Origin of the sequence: Corallococcus sp. RDP092CA (assembly GCF_041903675.1) — a bacterium.
GTDB lineage: Bacteria > Myxococcota > Myxococcia > Myxococcales > Myxococcaceae > Corallococcus.
On the sequence record NZ_JAYESI010000002.1, the window covers coordinates 175,737 to 191,020 of the forward strand.

At 72.5% G+C, this 15,284-nt stretch carries 7 protein-coding genes; 5 read left to right on the forward strand and 2 right to left on the reverse strand.

Translation table 11 applies throughout. The annotated features are described in order from the left end of the window. Window positions 1-28 precede the first annotated feature (28 nt). Window positions 29-8,707, forward strand: a complete 8,679-nt coding sequence (locus U8525_RS03070) for an amino acid adenylation domain-containing protein (RefSeq protein WP_374260918.1) — start codon at window positions 29-31, stop codon at window positions 8,705-8,707. Window positions 8,708-8,715: 8 nt separating this feature from the next. Here U8525_RS03070 and U8525_RS03075 read toward each other — a convergent pair whose 3' ends face one another. Next, on the reverse strand, window positions 8,716-8,949 hold the full coding sequence (locus U8525_RS03075) for a hypothetical protein (RefSeq protein WP_374260921.1): 234 nt from the start codon (window positions 8,947-8,949) through the stop codon (window positions 8,716-8,718). Window positions 8,950-8,990: 41 nt separating this feature from the next. On the opposite strand from U8525_RS03075, the gene U8525_RS03080 reads away from it, so the two are divergent. The 4 genes from U8525_RS03080 to U8525_RS03095 all read left to right on the forward strand — a co-directional run bounded on the left by U8525_RS03080 (window position 8,991) and on the right by U8525_RS03095 (window position 13,613). Next, window positions 8,991-10,124: a glycerophosphodiester phosphodiesterase family protein gene (locus tag U8525_RS03080; RefSeq protein ID WP_374260923.1), complete on the forward strand. Its 1,134-nt coding sequence runs from the start codon at window positions 8,991-8,993 to the stop codon at window positions 10,122-10,124. A gap of 91 nt (window positions 10,125-10,215) precedes the next feature. Next, entirely contained in the window at window positions 10,216-10,722 is a 507-nt protein-coding gene (locus tag U8525_RS03085; RefSeq protein WP_374260926.1) for a MarR family winged helix-turn-helix transcriptional regulator, read from the forward strand. A 44-nt stretch (window positions 10,723-10,766) separates the two neighbouring features. Beyond that, complete coding sequence (locus tag U8525_RS03090; RefSeq protein ID WP_374260929.1) at window positions 10,767-12,056, forward strand: HlyD family secretion protein; 1,290 nt, start codon at window positions 10,767-10,769, stop codon at window positions 12,054-12,056. Between the two features lie 6 nt (window positions 12,057-12,062). Then, window positions 12,063-13,613 carry a DHA2 family efflux MFS transporter permease subunit gene (locus U8525_RS03095; RefSeq protein ID WP_374260931.1) on the forward strand — a complete coding sequence of 517 codons (1,551 nt, stop codon included), beginning with the start codon at window positions 12,063-12,065 and terminating at the stop codon, window positions 13,611-13,613. 89 nt (window positions 13,614-13,702) lie between these two features. On the opposite strand, the gene U8525_RS03100 is transcribed toward U8525_RS03095, so the two are convergent. After that, on the reverse strand, window positions 13,703-15,235 hold the full coding sequence (locus U8525_RS03100) for a ricin-type beta-trefoil lectin domain protein (RefSeq protein ID WP_374260934.1): 1,533 nt from the start codon (window positions 15,233-15,235) through the stop codon (window positions 13,703-13,705). Window positions 15,236-15,284: the final 49 nt, after the last annotated feature.

Consider the following 15,284-nt stretch of genomic DNA (forward strand, 5'->3'; position numbering starts at 1 on the left):
TTGTGAAAATGGGGGGCAATGACTCATCATGAATTCCATCTCGGCGCACCCGCGGCAGGACATCGCCACGCTGTTCGAAGCACACGCACGCGACACGCCCGAGGCCGTGGCGGTGCACTTCGAAGGCGGCGTGCTCCGCTATGACACGCTCAACCGCCGCGCGAACCGGCTGGCACGGCGGCTCCAGGCCTGCGGCGTGGGCCTCGACGCGCCCGTGGGCATCCTCGCCGACCGCACACCGGAGACGGTGGTGGGACTGCTGGGCATCCTGAAGGCAGGAGGCGCCTATCTCCCCCTGGACCCGGGCCAGCCCCCGGAGCGGCTCGCCGCGATGATGGAGGACTCCGGGATGCGGGTCCTCGTCGGCCGGCGCGAGGCGGTCCAGGGGCTGCGCTTCCGGGGGCACGTCGTCGAGCCGCCCGCGCGGGAGGAGCCTCCAGCGGCGCTCGATGCCGTGAACGTGAGGGGCGGGGCGGGGCCGGACTCGCTGGCGTATGTGCTCTACACGTCGGGCTCCACGGGGAGGCCCAAGGGCGTGTGCATCCCGCACCGGGGCGTGGCGCGGCTGGTGCTGGACGCGGGCTTCATGGGCTTCCGGCGCGAGGACCGCGTCCTCCAGGCCGCGTCGTATGCCTTCGACGCGTCGACGCTGGAGGTCTGGGGCGCGCTCCTGAATGGCGCGGCGCTGTGTCTGGTCTCACGGGAGACGCTGCTGTCGCCTCCGCTCCTCGCGGAGAAGCTCCGGCGGGAGGCCGTCTCCGTCGCGGTGCTGAGCACGTCGCTGTTCCACCAGCTCGCCTCGGCCATTCCGGACGCGTTCGGCGGGCTCCGCGTCCTGATGGTGGGCGGTGACGTGCTGGACCCCAAGTGGGTGGCGCGGGTCATGGCGCACGGGAAGCCCCAGCGGCTGCTCAACAGCTATGGCCCCACCGAGTGCACCACCTCCGCGACGGCGTATGAGCTCCGTGAGCCTCCGGCCCCGGGCGCGTCCATCCCCATCGGCGGACCGCTGGCGAACCTCCAGCTGCATGTCCTGGATGAGGCGGGCAGGGCGCTGCCCGTGGGCGAAGTGGGGGAGCTGTACCTGGGCGGAGAGGGGCTCGCGCGGGGCTACCTGAACCGGCCGCTCCTCACGGGCGAGCGGTTCCTCCCGGATCCGTTCAGTGACGTGCCGGGCGCGCGGATGTACCGGACGGGAGACCGGGTGCGGCGGCTCGCGGACGGTGACCTGGAGTTCCTGGGGCGGGTGGACCACCAGGTGAAGATTCGCGGCGCGCGGGTCGAGCTGGCGGAGATCGAGAGCGTCCTGCGCACCCACCCGCAGGTCGCTGACGCCGTGGTCCGCGTGCAGGAGGTGGCTCCGGGCGACAAGCGGCTCGTCGCGTATGTCTCCCGGCGAGGAGCGGCGGCGCTGGAGGAGTCGGCGCTGCGCGCGTATCTGGGCTCGAAGCTGCCGGACTTCATGCGCCCCCATGCGGTCAGGGTGCTGGACCGGATGCCGCTCAACGCCAGTGGCAAGGTGGACCTCCAGCAGCTCCCGGCGCCGCGCTTCGGCTCGGACGCGGGGGAGACGCCGCGCACGCCCTTGGAGGAGGAGATCGCGCGCGTCTGGTCGGAGGTCCTGGGGACGCGGCACGCCGGGACGCAGGATCGCTTCATGGAGTCGGGCGGGGACTCGCTGCTCGCCATCCGCTTCATTGAGCGGCTGGAGCAGGCGCTGTCGGTCCGCCTGCCCGTGCGGACGCTCTTCGACAGCCCGAACATCGCGGAGCTGGCGCGGTGGGTGGAAGCGGCGCGGGGCGCGCGCCGGAGCCTCGTCCTGCCACCCATCGTCCCGGTGGACCGGACCCAGCCCCTGCCCCTGTCCGACCCCCAGCGACAGCTGTGGCTCCACGAGCAGACGGTGCCCCGGAGCGCCGTCTACAACGAGCCCTTCACGCTGTACCTGCCCGGTGACGTCCGGCCCGATGCGCTGGAGCGGGCGTTCCGTTCGCTCATCGCCCGGCATGAAGCGCTGCGGACGACCTTCGGCGCCACGCCCGAGGGCCCCTTCCAACGCGTGCATCCGGACATGCCGTTCCAGCTTCGACGCGTGGACCTGCGCGCCGTCCCCGAGGTCCTGCGGAACGCGAAGGCGTTGCAGCTGGCGACCCAGGACGCACGTGAGCCCTTCGACCTGGAGCACGGGCCGCTGCTGCGGGCGACGTGGATGCGCTTGAGCGCGGCGGAGAGCCGCCTCGCGCTCGTGATGCACCACCTCATCGTGGACGCCTTCACGATGGCGACGTTCCTCCAGGAGCTGCACCGGTTCTCTCTGGCGGAGGAGCCCGCCCTGCCGCCGGTGCCGCTCCAGTACGGCGACGCCGCCGTCTGGCAGCAGGGGCCTGCCTACCGGCAGGCCATCGCACCGCACCTCGACTGGTGGAAGCAGACGCTCGCGGGGGCGCCCCACCTGGAGCTGCCCACGCAGCACTCCCGCCCACCGGTCCCGACCGTCCGAGGGGCCAAGCACGTCGTGCGAATCCCCGCCGACCTCGTGGAGTCGGTGAAGGCGCTGGGGCGCGGTGAGGACGCCACGCTCTTCATGACGGTGCTGGCGGCGTTCGTCGCGCTGCTGCACCGCTACTCGGGGGCGGAGGACCTCGTCGTCGGGAGCGCCTTCTCCGGCCGTAGCAGCGGGGAGTCTCGGACCATCGCCGGGCACTTCGTGAACATGCTGCCGCTGCGGCTGCGCTTCACCGAAGGGCTGACCGTCCGGGGCCTCGTGGCGCGGGTGCGCCAGGTCTGCCTGGAGGCGCTCGAACACCAGGAGGCGCCGCTCCTGCGCATCGTGGAGGCGGTGAGCCCCGCGCGCATCCCTGGCGCCAACCCGCTGTTCCAGGTGACCTGCACGCTGGAGCCGCGCATCGAGGTGCCGGGGTCGGGCTGGCGGGTGGAGCCTCACGAAGTCGACACGGGGACGTCGAAGCTCGACCTCTCCATCGAGCTGGACGAGCGGCCTGATGGCGACATGTCCGTGCGGTGGGAGTACGCGCTGGATGTCTTCGAACCCTGGATGATCCACCAGCTGGGCCAGCACCTCGTGACGCTGCTGCGCGAGGCCGCGCGGGACCCGGAGCGGCGGGTCGCGACGCTCCCGCTGCTTTCGGAGGGGGAGCACGCGCAGCTGCTCGCATGGGCCCAGGGGCCCGTGGAGGACGCGCCGCCCGCGGACTGTCTGCACCAGCCGTTCGAAGCGCAGGTGGCGCGCTCGCCGGACGCGCCGGCCCTCGTCTTCCAGGGACGCGCCCTGAGCTACCGCGCGCTGAACGCGGACGCGAACCGCCTGGCCCATCACCTCATGGCCCAGGGCATCGGGCCGGGAGACTTCGTGGGCGTGTGCGTCGAGCGCTCCTTCGAGCTGCTCATCGCCCTGCTGGGGACGCTGAAGGCGGGCGCGGCCTACGTGCCGCTGGACCCGGCCTACCCCCGGGCGCGGCTGGAGTTCATGGCGCGGGACGCGAAGCTCCGGCTCATCCTCGCGCAGGACGCGACGCTCGGGCTCATGAGCGGCGTGGACGCCCCGGTGGTCGCGCTGGAGCAGGTGCGCGGCGGCTCGGAGGAGAATCCCCGGGTCCACGTCACCGGGGATGACCTCGCCTATGTCATCTACACGTCCGGCTCGACGGGGCAGCCCAAGGGCGTGTGCATCGGGCACCGGAGCGCGGTGCACCTGTCCCAGCGCGTGGTCTCGCGGTTCGGCTTCGCGCCGGGCCAGCGCGTGGCGCAGTGCGCGCGGTTCGGCTTCGACTTCTCCGTCGCGGAGATCTTCCCGACGCTCTCCTCCGGCGCCACGCTGTATCTGCTGGCGCAGGCGGACGTGGCCGCCGGTGAGGAGCTGGCGGACTTCCTGGAGTCCCAGCGCATCCACACCGCGATGTTCACGCCGTCGGCGCTGGGCTCCATGGCGTGGCGGGCGCTGCCGGACCTGAGGCTGCTCGCGATTGGCGGCGAGGACCTCCCCGCGCGGCTCGTGGACGCGTGGGCTCCGGGGCGCCGGTTCATCCAGGTCTATGGACCCACCGAGGCCACGGTCTTCACGACCGCCGCGGAGTGCGTGGCCGGCCAGGGCCCGTACCCCATCGGCACTCCGTTCGCCGGCTACGAGGTCTACCTGCTGGACGAGGCGCTGACGCCCGTCCCCGTGGGCGTGCGCGGCGCGCTCTACATCGGGGGCAAGGGGCTGGCGCACGGCTACCTGAACCGCCCGGAGCTCGACGCGGCGCGGTTCATCCCGCATCCCTTCAGCGCCGAGCCAGGAGCGCGCCTCTACCAGAGCGGCGACATCGCCAGCCACCGGCCGGACGGCGCCATCGACTTCCACGGACGCTCGGATCGCCAGCTCAAGCTGCGGGGCTTCCGCATCGAGCTGGGCGAAATCGAGGCCGCGCTGCGCAAGCACCCCGACGTCCGGGACGCCGTGGTGGAGCCCCGGCTGCTCGCGGGAGAGCGGCACCTCGTGGGCTACGTGATTCCGCGGGACGCCGCCGGGGCGGCGCGGCTCCTGACGCCCGCGTTCAAGGAAGCGCTGGGCGAGACGCTCCCGCCGTACATGGTGCCCCGGGAGCTGGTGCTGGTGGACGCGTTCCCCATGGGGCCCACGGGGAAGCTCGACCGCGACGCGCTGCCGATGCCTTCCAGCAGGCCCCCGGAGGCTCCTGCCTCCACGGAGCGCGAGCAGGCGCTGGAGCGCATCTGGTGCCGGATCCTCGGCGTGGAGCGCATCGGCAGGCAGGAGGGCTTCTTCGACGCGGGGGGGAACTCGCTGCTGCTCACGCGGGTCCAGTCCGCGCTGGACTCGGAGCTGGGCATCCACGTGAGCATGGCCACGCTGTTCCAGTTCCCGACGCTCGAGTCCCTGGCGCGGCACCTGGACGCGGACACCCGCGCGCCAGCCGTGACGCCGCAGCCCGCGCCCCAGCCCGTGCGCTCCTCGGAGCCCGCGCCCCGTCCCGTGCGCTCCTCGGAGCCCATCGCCATCATCGGCACGGCCGGGCGGTTCCCGGGGGCTCCCAGCGTCGAGGCCTTGTGGACGCTGCTGGTGGAGGGCCGTGAGGGCCTGTCGCGGTTCAGCCAGGAGGCGTTGCTCGACGCGGGCGAGGACCCCCAGCTCCTGGAGGATCCGTCGTATGTCCGTGCCTCGGGGCTGCTGGAGGACGTCGAGTCCTTCGACGCCCCCTTCTTCGGCTACAGCCCGCTGGACGCGCGGCTGATGGATCCGCAGCTCCGCGTGTTCCTGGAGTGCGCCTGGGAGGCGCTCGAAGCGGCGGGCTACGACCCGAAGCGGCTGCCCGGCAAGGCGGGGCTGTTCGCGGGCTCGGGAGTGCCGCGCTACTGGTTGGACCAGGTGCTGCCGCGCTTCCGGTCCCTGTCCGCGGCCTCGGATGCGTACCGGTCCATCCTGGGCAACCCGTGGCAGTTCCTCGCCACGGCGACGGCGTATCACCTGGGCCTGCGCGGGCCCGCGCTCACGGTGCAGACGGCCTGCTCCACGTCGCTGGTGGCCGTGCACCTGGCCTGTCAGAGCCTGCGGGCCGGCGAGTCCGACGTGGCCCTGGCGGGGGGCGTCTCCCTCTTCGCGGCCGGCCCGTCCGGCTATCTCCACGAGGCCGGCGGCATCACGTCCCCGGACGGGCACTGCCGTCCCTTCGACGCGAAGGGGCAGGGGACGGTGCCCTCCAGCGGCGTGGGCATCGTGGTGCTCAAGCGCCTGGAGGACGCGCTGCGGGATGGAGACTCCATCCACGCCGTCATCCGGGGCTCGGCCATCAACAACGATGGAGACGCCAAGGTGGGCTTCACCGCGCCGGGCGTGGAGGGACAGCGCGACGTCATCGTGCGCGCCCACGCCGACGCGGGCGTGGCGCCGAACGACATCACCTACGTCGAGGCGCACGGCACCGCGACGCCGCTGGGGGATCCGCTGGAGGTCCAGGCGCTGCGGCTCGCCTTTGGACCGCGTGAGGCCTCCGAGCCCGCCGTGGTCCTGGGGGCGCTCAAGAGCAACGTGGGGCACCTGGACTCGGCGGCCGGGGTGGCGGGGCTGATCAAGACGACGCTGGCGCTGGAGCACCGCTTCCTCCCTGGCACCGTCCACTTCGAGCAGCCCCACCCGGAGGCGGGCCTGGAGCGCTCGCCCTTCGTCGTGAGCCGGGAGGGACGGCCCTGGTCCGTGCCCGAAGGCTTCCCTCGCGTCGCGGGGGTCAGCGCGTTTGGCATTGGCGGGACGAACGCGCACGTCATCCTGGAGGAGGCGCAGCCCGCGCCCGCTGTCGCCGCGAGCCCGGCGGTGGAGGCGCTGGTGCTCTCGGCGCGCAGCGAGGCGGCCCTGGCCGCGGCCTCGCGGCGGCTCGCGGATCATCTGGAGCGGCACCCCGGGCAGTCCCTGGCGGATGTCGCGTACACGCTTCAGGAGGGACGGACGGCGTTCGGCCACCGGCGCGCCATCGCTTGCGAGACGCCGGTGGAGGCCATCGCGAAGCTGCGGCGGAGCCACTCCGCGCAGGCCGTGACAGCTCCTCCTCCCGAAGTGTGCTTCCTGCTTCCGGGGACGGGCACGCAGGAGGCGGGCATGGGCGCCGCGTGGTACCGGCGCGCGCCGGCGTATCGCGAAGCCTTCGATGCCTGCGCCGGACTCTTCGGCCCGGAGGTGGAGCGCGAGCTGCGCGCCGCGCTGCTCACCGACACACGTGGGGCACGGGAGGAGGACGCGCTGCGGGCGCCCTCGCTGGGCATGGCCGCCATCTTCACGACGGAGTACGCGCTGTCGCGGCTCCTGGGCGCATGGGGCGTCCACCCGACGAGCCTCCTGGGCCACAGCCTGGGCGAATACGCCGCGGCCTGCCTCTCCGGCGTCCTGTCCCTGGAGCAGGCGGTGGCGCTGGTCGCGCTGCGCGGCCGCCTCTGCGACGCCCTGCCCCCGTCCGGAATGCTGGCCGTGCCCCTGTCGGAGCGCGTGCTCACCCAGGAGCTGCCCCCCGCGCTCTCGCTGGCCGCGATCAACGGGCCCGACCAGTGCGTGGTGTCCGGGACGCTGGAGGCGTTGGAGGACTTCGCGGCGCGGCTGCGAGCGCGGGGCGTGAGGACGAAGCGGCTGCCGAGCGCGAGCGGGTTCCACTCCACGCTCGTGGAGCCCGCGATGCAACCGCTCACGGAGCTGGCCAGGTCGATGCGCCCGAAGACCCCGGCGATCCCCCTGAGCTCCAACGTCACGGGCACGTGGCTGACGGCGGACGATGCGCGCGACCCTTCGTACTGGGCCCGCCACCTGCGGCAGACGGTCCGGTTCTCCTCGGGGTTGGAGCAGCAGTTGGAGGACCGCGAGCGGATCTTCGTGGAGGTGGGGCCGGGACGGACGCTCACCGCGCTGGCGCTGCTGAACCCCCGGGCGGGCCGGGAGCGGCTCGTGCTGCCCACGCTCGGCGTGCCCGAGGGACGGCGTCACCCGCCGGAGGGCGATGAGCGGGCCCTGCTCCACGCCGTGGGGCAGCTCTGGTCCGCGGGCCTCCCCGTGGACTGGAGCGCGGTGCGAGGGACTGGACCCCGCAGGCGCGTCGTGCTGCCGACGTATCCCTTCGAGCGCAAGCGCCACACGCTGGCGGAGCAGGCGCCGCGGCCCCCGAAGCCCGAGGCCACGCCTGCGCACCGGCCGCTCCACCGGGAAGAGGTGCGAGCCTCCATGGAGGCGCTCTGGAAGGAGCTGCTCGGCGTGGACACGCTGACGCCGGACAGCGACTTCTTCGAGCTGGGAGGCACGTCGCTCCTGGTCGTGCAGCTCAACCGCGAGCTCAAGTCGAGGCTGGCCGTCACCCTCTCGCTGCACGCGGTGCTGGAGCACCCGACGCTGGGCGAGTGGGTGCGCGCGGTCCAGGACGAGCTGGAGCGGACGGGGAGGCCGCTCCTCCAGGAGGCTCCGCTCCGGATGGAGCTCCAGGAGGGACAGCGCGGACGGGCTCGCCTCTACCTGGTGCAGCCCATCGGGGGCACCGTCTACACGTACCTGCCGCTGGCGAAGCAGCTGGGCGCGGACATCCCGGTCCATGCGTTCCGCGCGTTGGGGCTGGAGCCCGGCGAGGTGCCCTACCGCGACGTGCCGACGATGGCGCGCGCCTACGTGGAGGAACTGCTGGCCTTCCAGCCCCAGGGGCCCTTCTGGCTGGGCGGCCACTCCTCGGGCGGCGTCATCGCCTACGAGATGGCGGTCCACCTGCTGGAGCGGGGCCACGCCGTGGCGGGCGTCTTCCAGATCGACACGGTGACGGTGGACGACTCGCGCAGGCTGGGCATCCGCGACATGGGGGACGTGCTCCAGCTCATCGACGCGTTCCAGCAGATCTCCCCCCGCGCGGCGGAGGGGCTGCGGACGGCGATGGAGGTCGACACGCGGCTGCGCGACGTGATGCTCGCGACCAACCAGGCCATCGCCGCGTATGCGCCGGGGCGTCACGCGGTGCCGCTCGTGTACCTCCGGGCCACGGCGCGCGACGCGGTGCTGGACTCGCACGCGGAGGGCTGGTGGCGGGCGCTGACGACCGCCTCGTTCCAGGCCCACGACGTGCCGGGCAACCACTTCACCGTCATGGAGGAGCCCCAGGTGGTGGAGGTGGCGCGCATCATCCGGGACGCGCTCATGGCGGGAAGGGAAGGCGACGAGCGCGGCGCGGGGTGAGCCGCCGCTCACCCCGGAGGCAGGGGGGAGCGCCGCGGCGTGCCCAGCAGCTCCAGCGTGCGCAGCGCCACGTCCGCCAGCGTGGACGAACACGGCATGCAGCCTCCGCCACAGCAGGGAGGCCAGTCGCCTTCCGGGTCCCGCAGCAGCGGATACACGCAGGCCCGCAGGGACTGCGGCAGTCCCGCGTCGTCACACGCCTCACGCAGCGCTGCCTGCACGGTGGCATCCTTCACGTCCATCGCCTCCACTTCCTAACCGACCCCCGGAGCGAAGGCAGCCCATGCGCACGGCATCGTCCCCCCGCCGCCTCCTCGCGACGCTCCTGGCGGTGCTCACCTGCGGGTGCACGCGGGCCCGCCGCGCCACGCCACCGGACGACCCCACGGTGCGCCTCATGGACGCCCTGCGGGCGCACGCACGGACGCACGCTCCCGTGTGCTCGCCGGAGGTGGCGCTGCTCCAGCCCGGAGGCGGCATCGACCTGGAGCGCCTCCGCGCCGCCGGCCACCCGGTCATCGCCTGGACCGTGAACGACCTGCCCACGATGCAGGCCCTGCTCCAGCGCGGCGTGGACGGCATCATCAGCGACCGGCCGGACCTCCTCGCGCGGGCGGTGCGCGACTTCGACGCCAACGGCGACGGCACCCCCGGCGACCTGCTGGACGCGGACGGCCTCATCGACCCGGAGCGCTTCGGGGCGCAGGGCCACCGGGGCGCGCGCGGCCTGCGGCCGGAGAACACGCTGCCCGCCTTCGAGGCCGCGCTCGAACACCGGATGACCACGCTGGAGCTGGACACCGTCCTCACCGCCGACGGCGTCCCCGTGCTCTCCCACGACCCGGCCCTGTCCCCGGCGAAGTGCCGCCACGCGGACGGAAGCCCGCTGCCCGCCCCCGTCCCCATCGCGACGCTCACCGTCGCGAAGCTCCAGGCCGGCTTCATCTGCGACCGGCTCCTCGCGGACCGCCCGGAACAGACGAACGACCGCGCCCGCTCGCTCGAAGCCGTCGCCTTCGCCGCCCGCGCCGGGCTGCCGGACCCCTACACCGTCCCCACCCTGCGGCAGGTGTTCGCCTTCGCCGCGGACCAGGCGGACGCCGCCCATGCCGCCCGCGACCCGCTCCGCGCCCGGAATGCCCGCCGTGTCCGCTTCAATGTGGAACTCAAACAGGCGTCCGTGAAGACAGACATCGCCCCGGCGCATGGCGACGCGGTGGCCCGGGACGTCCAGGCGGCAGGGCTCGCCGGGAGGGTGGACGTGCAGTCCTTCGACCCGCGCGCCGTGCGCTCGGTGCTGGAGCGCCACCCGGAGCTGCGCGCCGTCCTCCTCCTGGAGGCCCTCCCCAACGACGCGGAAGTCCAGGGAGCCGAGGAGCCAGCGGTCCACCTCCCGCTCGGGAAATCAAGGATTTAGTCAGGCGACGAAATCATTCTTGCGCAAAATCGTTAGGGGCCTTACTAGACGCCCCGTCTTGGTTCCCCTGCGCCCCAAAAACGCCACGCCGATGAAGCTCGTGCCCCGGTACGAGCGGCTGAAGCAGCTGGCGAAGCGGTTTCCCTCGCTCGACCCCAGCGCCATCGAGACGTGTCTGACGATGCTGCGGCTGTCCAATGAGCTGACGGAGGCCTACGAAGCACACTTCGCGCGGCATGGGCTGTCACACGGCCGCTTCGTCGTGCTCGTGCAGCTCTTCTCCGCGGAGGACGCGGGGGAGACGCTGCGCCCCGCGGACCTCGCGGAGCTGTCGAGCTGTAGCCGCGCCACCGTGACGGGGCTCCTGGACACGCTGGAGAAGGACGGCCTCATCTCCCGCGCGGACCACCCCGAGGACCGGCGCATGTACTCCGTGCACCTCACCCCGAAGGGCCGCGAGCTCATCCAGGGCATGATGCCCGACCACTACCGCCGCATCGCCGCGCTCATGGCCCCCTTGAGCCTCGATGAGCGGGACACCCTGCGCGCCCTGCTGGCCAAGGTGTCCTCCGGCATCCCCGCCCTGCGGGACCCCTGAAACCTTCCCACACCCCTTCTTCAACGCCGCACCGAGCAACAACCATGACGACCCGGACCGCCTCTCCCCTGGAAGCCGCCGCTCCCTCCGCCGACGCCCCCTCCACCACGAAGCCCGCGAAGCGCTCCCGCGCGAAGCAGGTGCTGCCCATCCTCGTGGGCGTGGCGGTGCTGGGCGCGGGCGCGCGCTACCTGCTCACCCACGGCCACGAGTCCACCGACGACGCCCAGGTCGAGGGCCGCATCGCCAACGTGTCGCCGCGCGTGGCCGGGCAGGTGGCCCGCGTGCTGGTGCGGGACAACCAGGTGGTGAAGGCCGGGGACGTGGTGGTGGAGCTGGACCACGCGGACCTGGACGCGCGCCTGGAGGTGGCCCGCGCGGACGTGATGAGCGCGGAGGCCCAGCTGTCCAACGCGCAGGCGCAGCTCACCCTCACGGAGGCCAACGCGGGCGCCAACCTGCGCCAGGCCCGCGCGGGCGTCACCCAGGCCTCCAGCGGCATCAGCTCCTCCAAGGCCGCGCTGGACCAGGCCCGCGCGGACGTGACCGCGGCGGAGGCGCGCTTCAAGCTGGCGGAGACGGACCTGGGCCGCATCAAGCAACTGCGCGAGCAGGGCGCCGTGGCCCAGGCGGACCTGGACGCGCGCCAGGCCTCCTATGATCAGGCCAAGGCCCTGCTGGACCAGTCCCGCGCGCGCCTCACCTCCACCGAGGCCGGCATCCAGAGCTCCTCCGGCGGCCTGGAGGCCGCGCAGGGCAAGCTGTCCGCCGCGGAGACGGCCCCCGTGCAGGTGCAGGCCGCGCAGGCCGCGCTGAAGCTCGCCGAGGCCCGCCTCAAGCAGACGCACGGCGCGCTGACGCTCGCGGAGCTCGCCGTGTCCTACGCGCAGGTGCGCGCCCCGGTGGACGGCGTGGTCAGCCGCCGCACCGTGGAGGTGGGGCAGATGGTGGGCCCGGAGCGCCCGCTGATGGCCATCGTCCCGCAGAGCGACATCTGGGTCGTCGCCAACTTCAAGGAGGACCAGGTCGGCGAGATGCGGCCGGGCCAGCCGGTGGACGTGGAGGTGGACGCCTTCGGCAGCCACTCGTTCAAGGGCCACGTGGACAGCCTCGCGGGCGCCAGCGGCGCGCGCTTCGCCCTGCTGCCGCCGGACAACGCGTCCGGCAACTTCGTGAAGGTCGTGCAGCGCATCCCCGTGCTCATCCGCTTCGACGGGGACCTGAAGGAGCTGCCCATCAAGCCCGGCATGAGCGCCTACGTCACCGTGGACACCGGGGCGGAGCCCGCGCCGCGGCCGCAGCAGACCGCGGCCGTGGACACCCGGAAGGAGTAACCCACCGTGGACGCACGCCGCGACGTCATCACCGGCTCCAAGGCGGGCATCACCATCGCGGCCATGGCCGCGGCGCTGATGTCCGTGCTGGACATCTCCATCGTCAACGTGGCCCTGAGCGACATCCGCGCGAGCTTCGGCACGCCGTTGGATCAGATCGCCTGGGTGTCCACCGGCTACATGATGGCCAACGTGGTGGTCATCCCGATGACGGGCTGGCTCCAGCGCCGCTTCGGCTATCGGAAGTACTTCACCTTCTCCGTCCTCCTCTTCACGCTGGCCAGCGTGCTGTGCGGCCTGTCGTGGAACCTGCCCTCGCTGGTGGCCTTCCGCATCCTCCAGGGCATGGGCGGCGGCGCCATCATCCCCACCTCCCAGGCCATCCTCTTCGCCCGCTACCCGCGCGAGGAGCACGGCATGGCGGGCGCCCTCTTCGGCCTGGGCGCCGTGACGGGCCCGCTGCTGGGGCCCACCGTGGGCGGCCTCCTCATCGAGGCGGCCAGCTGGCACTGGATCTTCCTCATCAACGTGCCGGTGGGCCTCTTCGCCGCGTACATGGCGTGGCGCTACATCGAGCAGCCCCACTTCGAGCCGTCCGCGGAGAAGGTGGACCGCAACGGCATCGCGCTGCTCGCCGTGGGCATGGCCTGCCTCCAGTACGTGCTGGAGGAGGGCAACCGCGAGGACTGGTTCGACAGCCGCCTCATCACGCTCCTGGCGGTCATCGCGGGCATCGCGCTCGTCACCTTCGTCGTCCACGAGCTGGAGACCCCCAGCCCCGTGGTGGACCTGCGCGTGTTCGGCAACCGCTCGTATGCCGCGGCCACGGGGGTGAACTTCCTGGTGGGCACGGCGCTGTTCTCCGGCTCGTTCCTCTTCAGCCTCTTCTGCGGCTCCGTGATGCGCTACGAGGCGTTGGACATCGGGCTCATCTTCCTCAAGGGCAGCGCCATCCAGATCCTCTTGATGCCGCTCATCGGCAAGTTCGGGAGCAAGGTGGACGGGCGGCTCCTGATTGGCTTCGGTATCGTGGGCATGAGCCTGTCCTTGTGGACCAACGGCCACCTGACCACGCGCGTGGATGAAATCACCCTCATCGCGCCGGTGTTCATCCGCGCCTGCTCGCTGGGCTTCGTCTTCGTGCCGCTGTCGGTGATGGCGCTCAGCAACCTGCGCCCGGAGCAGCGCGGCAACGCGGCGGGCCTCTTCAACCTCACCCGCGAGCTGGGGGGCTCCATTGGCACGGCGTGGATGAGCAGCGCGCTCAGCCGCTCCACCCAGGCCAACGTCACCGCCATCACCTCGCACGTGGACGTCTACGGGCAGGTGGCGCAGGAGCAGCTCGCCTCGATGACGGGGGCCATGGCCGCCAAGGGCGTGCTCAACCCCACGGGCGCCGCCTACGGCCTCTTGAGCCAGCGCATCAGCGCCCAGGCGCTGGTGCGGGCCTTCAACGCGAACTTCCTCATCCTCGCGGTGCTGTTCGTCTGCGCCCTCATCCTGGTGGCCATGCTCCAGAAGGCGGACCCCACCGTGAAGGTGGAGGGCGCGCACTAGGGAAGCCCCGTCCGCTGGAAGTGACAAAGCGCGGGTCCCCGAGTCGCCGGGGGCCCGCGCTGCTTCGCTTCAGGCGATGCGGGGGACGACTACCGGCGCCACTTCTGCGCGGCGGTGCCGTTGCACTCCCAGAGCTGGAGCGGGGTGCCGCTGGCGGAGTTGCTGCTCGTCACGTCCACGCACTTGTTGGCCTGGGGGTTCACCAGGTCGCCGGCGCCGGAGAGGATGAACTGCTGGGCCGGGTTGCCGTTGCAGCTCACCAGCTGGATGGCCGTGCCGTTGGCGCTGGAGCCCCAGGCCACGTCCATGCACTTGCCGAAGGCGCGCACGGTGCCGTCCGACATGAAGGTCCACTTCTGCGCGTTGGTGCCGTTGCAGTCCCACAGCTGCAGGCGGGTGCCGTCGTTCGTGTTGGAGTTCGGCACGTCGATGCACTTGTTCGCCAGGCCGATGATGGGGCCGCCGGAGCCGCTGCCCGTGGTGGTCAGCTGCAGGCCGTAGACGCTCAGGATGGGGAGCAGCGGCTGGAAGACGGTGGTGCCGCCCGTCGTGCAGTTGCCGCCGGCGCCGGACGTCACGCCCTGCGCCTGGTTGCCGGACAGCCACGAGCCGCCGGAGTCACCGCCCTCGGCGCACGCGTTGGACAGCGTGAGGCCGTACACCGGGCCCACGCTGTAGTTCACCGTGACGTTCTTCTGCTGGATGACGCCGCAGCGCCAGCCGGTGGTGGAGCCCGAGCGACAGACGGACGCGTTGATGCCCGCCTCCTGCGACCCGTACACCAGCACGTTGCCGCCCGCGTAGTTGTTCACCCACGGCTGCGACCCCCAGGAGCCGTTGGTGCGCACCCAGGCGTAGTCATTGCCCGGGAAGGTGGACGCCACCACCGTGCCCTGCGCCACGCCGTTGAAGCCGCTGGTCGTCGTGCCCGCCCCGCCGCAGTGGCCCGCCGTCACGAAGCCGCCGGACACCGGGAAGCCGATGGAGCAGCGCGCGTTGCCCGGGTAGTACGCGTCACCGCCGCGCAGGTCGTACACCGGCTTGAACTCCTCGCGCGACGGCACCGTCCGCACCGCGGCGTGCTTCACGCCCGCCTTCGCGACGAAGTCCGTGCCGCCCGTCAGCGCGGAGTCCTGCGCCAGCACCACCACGCTGTTGGTCACCACGTCCACGTACCAGGCATGCACGGCGCGGCCCGCCATCCGGCTGCCCTGGTCCAGCCGCGCCTTCACCGCGTCCAGCTCCGCCAGCGTGTACTTCACCTTCTGGGGCACCGCCCCCGCGCGGCGCACCGCGTCCGCGTCCGCGTCCGTCGTCACGCCCACCACCAGCGCGCTGCCGTCCGGGCTCATCCACGCGCCGCCAAAGCGCTCGCCCAGCTCCGCGCGCAGGGTGCCCTCCACGCGCACCGCCGCCGCCTCCGACGCCAGCCGCCGCTTCGCGCCGTCCGCCGTCAGGCCCAGGTCCCGCTGCATCGCGGAGAGGAGGTCCGGCGACACGTCGTGCGCCAGCGCCGCCTCCGCCTGGGAGGGGGCCGCCATCGCCAGCGAGGGAGCGACGCTCAACGTGGCGCCGGCGAACAGCGCCGTCGCGGTGGAGAACAGACCAGGGAGCCGCTTCATCGGGTCCTGCCTTTCGTGCTGCGGGGGAGCCCGGAGCGAAACCCGACTG

Bases quoted from the DNA above. Each gene is read 5' to 3' on its own strand.
- U8525_RS03070 (WP_374260918.1), top strand. From the start codon at position 29: ATGAATTCCATCTCGGCGCACCCGCGGCAGGACATCGCCACGCTGTTC.
- U8525_RS03075 (WP_374260921.1), bottom strand. From the start codon at position 8,949: ATGGACGTGAAGGATGCCACCGTGCAGGCAGCGCTGCGTGAGGCGTGT.
- U8525_RS03080 (WP_374260923.1), top strand. From the start codon at position 8,991: ATGCGCACGGCATCGTCCCCCCGCCGCCTCCTCGCGACGCTCCTGGCG.
- U8525_RS03085 (WP_374260926.1), top strand. From the start codon at position 10,216: ATGAAGCTCGTGCCCCGGTACGAGCGGCTGAAGCAGCTGGCGAAGCGG.
- U8525_RS03090 (WP_374260929.1), top strand. From the start codon at position 10,767: ATGACGACCCGGACCGCCTCTCCCCTGGAAGCCGCCGCTCCCTCCGCC.
- U8525_RS03100 (WP_374260934.1), bottom strand. From the start codon at position 15,235: ATGAAGCGGCTCCCTGGTCTGTTCTCCACCGCGACGGCGCTGTTCGCC.